This window comes from Pedobacter sp. AK013 (genome assembly GCF_014205835.1).
GTDB lineage: Bacteria > Bacteroidota > Bacteroidia > Sphingobacteriales > Sphingobacteriaceae > Pedobacter.
Map to the genome: position 1 here is coordinate 1 of NZ_JACHCQ010000075.1, position 5,328 is coordinate 5,328.

Genomic DNA, 5,328 nt, shown 5'->3' on the forward strand with positions numbered 1-5,328 from the left:
ACTCAAATATAACACTACAAAGGGTAGACTTAAAGCTACCCTTTTTTATAAACAAAAAAATATTTCTCCGGACAACAGTGAAATAAATTCAGCATCTCTCCTGTTATAATAGACCCTGAAATAAATTCAGGGTGACGACTCTAAGAACTCAACATCTACAAGAGATCATTAAACATATGTGAATTAATCTAATTCAGATAGCTAATAAAAATTATTAAAAATCAATTACTTTCCTGTTTTTCTTCTTTTCGGCTGTGGATGCCTTATTTTTTAACCTCTTTTCTATAACACCTTTAGGTATTTTGGTTGGTTTTCTTTTTTTCTGAACAATCAATGCCTTTTTTAGTAAATCGATCAGTTTTACAATTGTTCTCTCTTTATTTAGCAGCTGGCTCCTGTCTTCCTGGGCAACAATATGGAGCAAACCCTCACTATCTAAACGATGTTGCAGTTTTTCTTTGAGCAATACTTTTTCTTCATCAGTAAAATACGCAAAGGGTTCAATATTAAAAACCAACTCTACCTTACTCGAAACTTTGTTTACGTTTTGCCCACCTTTACCTCCACTACGCGATGTTTTAAAAATGGCTGATCGTAAAATTTCTTCTCTGGTAGGTAACATGCGGCAAAAGTATAAAGAATATCGATTTAAAAAAAGTTAGCAAACCCATTGGCTTTTTTTACCTTTGTAGCAGAATGAAGAAAAACTTGGTTATAGCTATTGATGGCTATTCATCTTGCGGAAAAAGCACCCTGGCAAAGGCATTGGCTAAAAAATTAGGTTTTATTTACGTAGATAGCGGGGCAATGTACCGAGCCGTTACTTTATATTTTTTACGGAACCATATCGATATTACCGACGATGCTAAAGTTGAAGATGCTTTACAACACATCGAACTAAATTTCCATTCGCGCGATTATGAATCGCACATTACCCTTAACGGTGAAGAGGTTTCAGATGAAATCCGCTTAATGCCTGTTTCTGAAAATGTAAGTGAAGTTTCAGCACATAAAATTGTCCGCCACGAAATGGTGAAACAACAACAACGCATGGGTAAATCCAAAAATATTGTAATGGATGGCCGCGACATCGGCACTACTGTTTTCCCAGATGCACCTGTGAAATTCTTTATGACTGCTGATCCGAAAATCAGGGCTGAACGAAGATTTAAGGAACTGGAAAGCAAAGGCAATAACGAGACCACTTTAGAAGAAGTTTTCGAAAACCTTGCACACCGCGACTATGCCGATACCACCCGTAAGGAAAGTCCGCTGGTTAGGGCCGATGATGCCATTATTTTAGATAATACCGATCTTACACAAGAAGAGCAATTGGATTTTGCAATGGAAAGAGTAGAACCGTTTTTGGTTCATTAATTCATTGGTTCATTGGTTCACCAGTCATTAGTTCATTCGTCAATAATTTAGTAGTTGATGGTTAATGGCTGTATTCCTCATTGCTAGGAGGAACGACGAAGCAATCTTAGAATAGATTTTGGTTAACTGTTTAAACAGGTTAATTCACACTCAAAAATACGGTCTATCGAACTATTAACTACGAGCCCATCGACTCTGCTCAGGATTGCACACCGAGGGAGGAATTGTTTAAATCAGTTAATTGACTCCAAACTGATTGGCTCCAGACCATCAACCATGAACTATCGGGCCATTGACGTTGACTTCAAAAAAAATTTCATATTTTTAGCAACTAACCCAAATGTTACTATGAAATTAAAATCAATTTACCTTGTTGTATTATTTTTATCGGTTACGATCCTCAACGCCAAGGCCCAAAAAGGCTGGATCAATCTCTTTAACGGGAAAGATTTAAAAGATTGGAACATTAAAATTTCCAAACACGAATACAAAGAAAATTATGCCAATACTTTCCGAGTAGAAAATGGCGTAATGAAAGTGAGTTACGATGGATACAAAGAATTTAACCAACAATACGGACATATTTTCTATAAAAAACCATTTTCAGCTTACCTATTAAAAGTAACCTATCGTTTTGTCGGCGATCAGGCTAAAGGTGGTGAAGGTTGGGCAACCAGAAATAGCGGTGCCATGTTACATTGCCAAGACCCGGCAACAATGTTGAAGGATCAGGATTTCCCGATCTCTATAGAGGGGCAGATACTTGGTGGTGATGGCGAGCACGAACGCCATACCAGTAACGTATGTACTCCAGGGACGCTGATTAATTATAATGGCAAACTATTTACACCTCATTGCTTAGATTCTAAATCGAAAACCTATGCTGGCGACCAATGGGTAACCGCAGAGTTTTTGGTGTTAGGTGATTCCGTTATCAAACACATCATAGCCGGTGAAGTGGTTTTAGAATACACTAAGCCTCAAATTGGTGGAGGTAATGTTTCAAATTTCGACCCGAAAGTTAAAATAGATGGTAAACCATTAACATCGGGTTATATTTCGTTACAAAGTGAAAGCCATCCGATAGAATTTAAAACAGTAAAGCTTTATGATCTGGAAGCGTACATGAAAGACAAAGCAAAACTGGATAAGGTATTGGCTAAAATATTAAAAGAGTAAACCAAATCGGCATCTGTTTGTTAAATGATGGCGCAATAATTTTACACCTAAATTAATACAATGCTCAAAACCCATTTAACCAAACATATTGCTCTTTTACTTTTCCTTTTCCTGGCCGATTTTGCAATTGCACAAACAGCTTATCATGTAAAAGATATTCCCGATCCAAAAAACAATGGAGGGGGCTACGTTAGCGACCCTGATGGCATTTTGGGAAGCAGTACGGTTTCTGATTTAAATAATACCATTGCCCAGTTCGAACATAAAACCAACGTTCAGGTGGCAGTGGTGATTGTTAACGATTTCGACCACAATAAAGAGGATTTCGACTTTGCTTATGAGCTGTTTAATACCTGGGGAATAGGCTCAAAAAACAGCAATAACGGTTTGCTGTTATTTATTTCAAAAGAGCGCCGCAAATACAGGTTTATTACGGGTACAGGTGCCGAAGGTGTTTTACCTGATGTAAAGTTAAAACACATTGCCGAACAGCAACTTATACCAGCTTTCAGAGAAAATGATTTTGCCACCGGAATTACCAATACCATTAACGCCATTGGCGATGTTATTTTAAAACCTGAGAACAAATCGGAGCTGAACCAATTGTTTACCCAGCCAGAAAAAAACAATAATTTAGAAAATTTCCTGCTACCTACCGGAATAATCATCCTGCTTTTTTGGGGCGTATTTAAAATTGTGAACCGACAGGCTAAAAATGCTACAAAAGAGAAATCACAATCTGATAATAACCAATATGAAAAGATTGGCAAAGGCTGCGCAATTGCTATGATAATCACTTTTGCGATTGGCTTTATATTTTTCTTTTTTGGTGGTATGGAATTAGTTGAAAAAATAAGGCCAAAAGATATCCCGATTATTTTGTATGTTGTTTTGGCCCTTGCACTTTTCGGCAGGTACCTTTTCCATATTTCTACATTGCGGAGAATACACAATGACGATAAAAATTTCTTTACTTCGGTAGGTAGCTTTCATAAAAAGAATTTTTGGCTGATCATTTTTTCTCCCCTTATTTTAATCAACATCATTATCTATTTATTTAAAAAAGTTAAGAATATTAGCCGCTTTAAACCTGTGCTGAATAGTAAAGGCCAAGAAATGGTGCGAGTTGACAGGGATACCAATATTGAAGGCGAACCTTTTTTAACAAAGGGCCAACGCAAAGAGGAAATAATAAAAGCATACGATTACGATATTTGGGAAAGTGCCGACCATAAAGAACATACTATTAAGGCATGGCCTGCAGAAGAGTACAATAGCTATACCGAATGCCCCAAATGTGCTTTCAGAACTTATAAACTGAATAAACGCGTAACAGTTAAACAGGCTACTTACAGTCATGAAGGCCAGGCGAAGCTAGTAAACGAATGTAGCTTCTGTAAAAAAACAGAATTTATAAAATGGATAACATTGGCCATGCTGGTCGAGTCCAGTTCGTCATCAAGTTCCTCTTCATCTGGCAGTAGCTCATCATCTTCATCGAGCAGCAGCTGGGGTGGTGGTAGTAGCAGCGGCGGCGGCACTGGCGGAAGCTGGTAGTTGTCTTTTTTCAATCTTATCCTCTCCTATTAAAAGTATTTTCTAATTTTGAAACACTTAGCACGGTGTTTGCTTATAGCGTGTTTGCAATTACCTATTAAAAACTGTTTCGCAGAACCCAATACTTATGATTAGAATTTTCTTCCTCCTTATCGCTCTTTCTATTTTTGCTAACCGTTTAAATGCGCAAGAATTGTATCGGGTTAAAGCCGACAAATTGCGTGTAAGAGAAAGTAGTGATCCGAAAAGTAAGGTTATTGGAAATATTGCTCAAAATGAAAACATTACGGTTTTAGATGCTAGCAATGCCAAGTTTTACAAAGTAAAGTTTAAAAACCGTGAGGGATGGGTAAGCAAAGATTTCGTAGAAAAAATTGCCTCAGCTCCTAAACCATCAACTCCTCAGGCAAATGTTGCACAACCCGCCACTACCCCTCAAACAGCGCTAAGTACAGATATGTATCGTGTAACTGCCGACGATTTACGTGTAAGGCAACAAGCTGATCCGAAAAGCAAAATTGTTGGATATTTACCTAAAAATGAAAATGTTGCCGTTATAGATTCATCAAACACTAGCTTTTACAAGGTTAAGGTTACTAATGGAGAAGGATGGGTGAGTAAAGAATTTTTAGTAAGAATTTCTCCTGTAAAAGCTGCGGCCCAAAAAACTACCATTGCGGCATCGGTACCTCAAGAAAACAAAGATTATACGAACATCATCTTTTTTGTAGTTGTGGCCTTAATACTCATTACCATATTGTACTTCTCGATTAAATATGCAAGTGGTAATAAATTTTTGATCGGTTTTTCGGTGGTTGTAATCCTGGTAATCGGATATTTCTGCTACATTACTTTTATACAGGCGAAGGTGGTAACAGGCACCTTTGCCAGCAACGAAGATATACAATATAAAACCTTTAATTTTAAATCGAAAGATTCGGTAACGGTTACCGATGCCTATACTGATTCTATTTTCACCTCGAAATACGTTATCGAAGGCGATATGATCAAACTTTATGATCAGCAAAATACCATTATGTTATTGATCAGGGATGATAAAACATTAATTGGCGAAGGTTTTACAAGAGGAACGTTTACAAAAAGATAGAAGTACACCATTTAGATGCTGAAATAAATTCACTGTTGTCCGGTTAAAATTGATTATTGAAGATAAATAAGGCTTATTGGCTAATTAAGGTTGTTTATGTTTTAAAA

Annotated in this window: 5 protein-coding genes; 4 read left to right on the forward strand and 1 reads right to left on the reverse strand. The window is 37.1% G+C overall.

All coding sequences use genetic code 11. The features are described 5' to 3' along the window. Positions 1-214: 214 nt before the first annotated feature. Positions 215-622, reverse strand: a complete 408-nt coding sequence (arfB, locus tag HDC90_RS25175; RefSeq protein ID WP_184471384.1) for an alternative ribosome rescue aminoacyl-tRNA hydrolase ArfB — start codon at positions 620-622, stop codon at positions 215-217. Positions 623-696: 74 nt separating this feature from the next. Between arfB and cmk the strand changes: the two genes are divergently transcribed. The 4 genes from cmk to HDC90_RS25195 all read left to right on the forward strand — a co-directional run bounded on the left by cmk (position 697) and on the right by HDC90_RS25195 (position 5,221). Then, positions 697-1,377, forward strand: a complete 681-nt coding sequence (gene cmk, locus HDC90_RS25180) for a (d)CMP kinase (protein ID WP_184471386.1) — start codon at positions 697-699, stop codon at positions 1,375-1,377. A gap of 348 nt (positions 1,378-1,725) precedes the next feature. After that, positions 1,726-2,556, forward strand: a complete 831-nt coding sequence (locus tag HDC90_RS25185) for a DUF1080 domain-containing protein (RefSeq protein WP_184471388.1) — start codon at positions 1,726-1,728, stop codon at positions 2,554-2,556. Between the two features lie 60 nt (positions 2,557-2,616). Further along, positions 2,617-4,113 carry a YgcG family protein gene (locus HDC90_RS25190; RefSeq protein ID WP_184471390.1) on the forward strand — a complete coding sequence of 499 codons (1,497 nt, stop codon included), beginning with the start codon at positions 2,617-2,619 and terminating at the stop codon, positions 4,111-4,113. A gap of 127 nt (positions 4,114-4,240) precedes the next feature. Beyond that, a complete protein-coding gene (locus HDC90_RS25195) occupies positions 4,241-5,221 on the forward strand; it encodes an SH3 domain-containing protein (protein WP_184471392.1) in 981 nt (326 codons plus the stop codon). The last annotated feature ends 107 nt before the right edge of the window (positions 5,222-5,328 follow it).

Excerpts from the sequence above, each read along its gene's own strand:
- arfB (WP_184471384.1), bottom strand. The coding sequence starts at position 622 with ATGTTACCTACCAGAGAAGAAATTTTACGATCAGCCATTTTTAAAACA.
- cmk (WP_184471386.1), top strand. The coding sequence starts at position 697 with ATGAAGAAAAACTTGGTTATAGCTATTGATGGCTATTCATCTTGCGGA.
- HDC90_RS25185 (WP_184471388.1), top strand. The coding sequence starts at position 1,726 with ATGAAATTAAAATCAATTTACCTTGTTGTATTATTTTTATCGGTTACG.
- HDC90_RS25190 (WP_184471390.1), top strand. The coding sequence starts at position 2,617 with ATGCTCAAAACCCATTTAACCAAACATATTGCTCTTTTACTTTTCCTT.
- HDC90_RS25195 (WP_184471392.1), top strand. The coding sequence starts at position 4,241 with ATGATTAGAATTTTCTTCCTCCTTATCGCTCTTTCTATTTTTGCTAAC.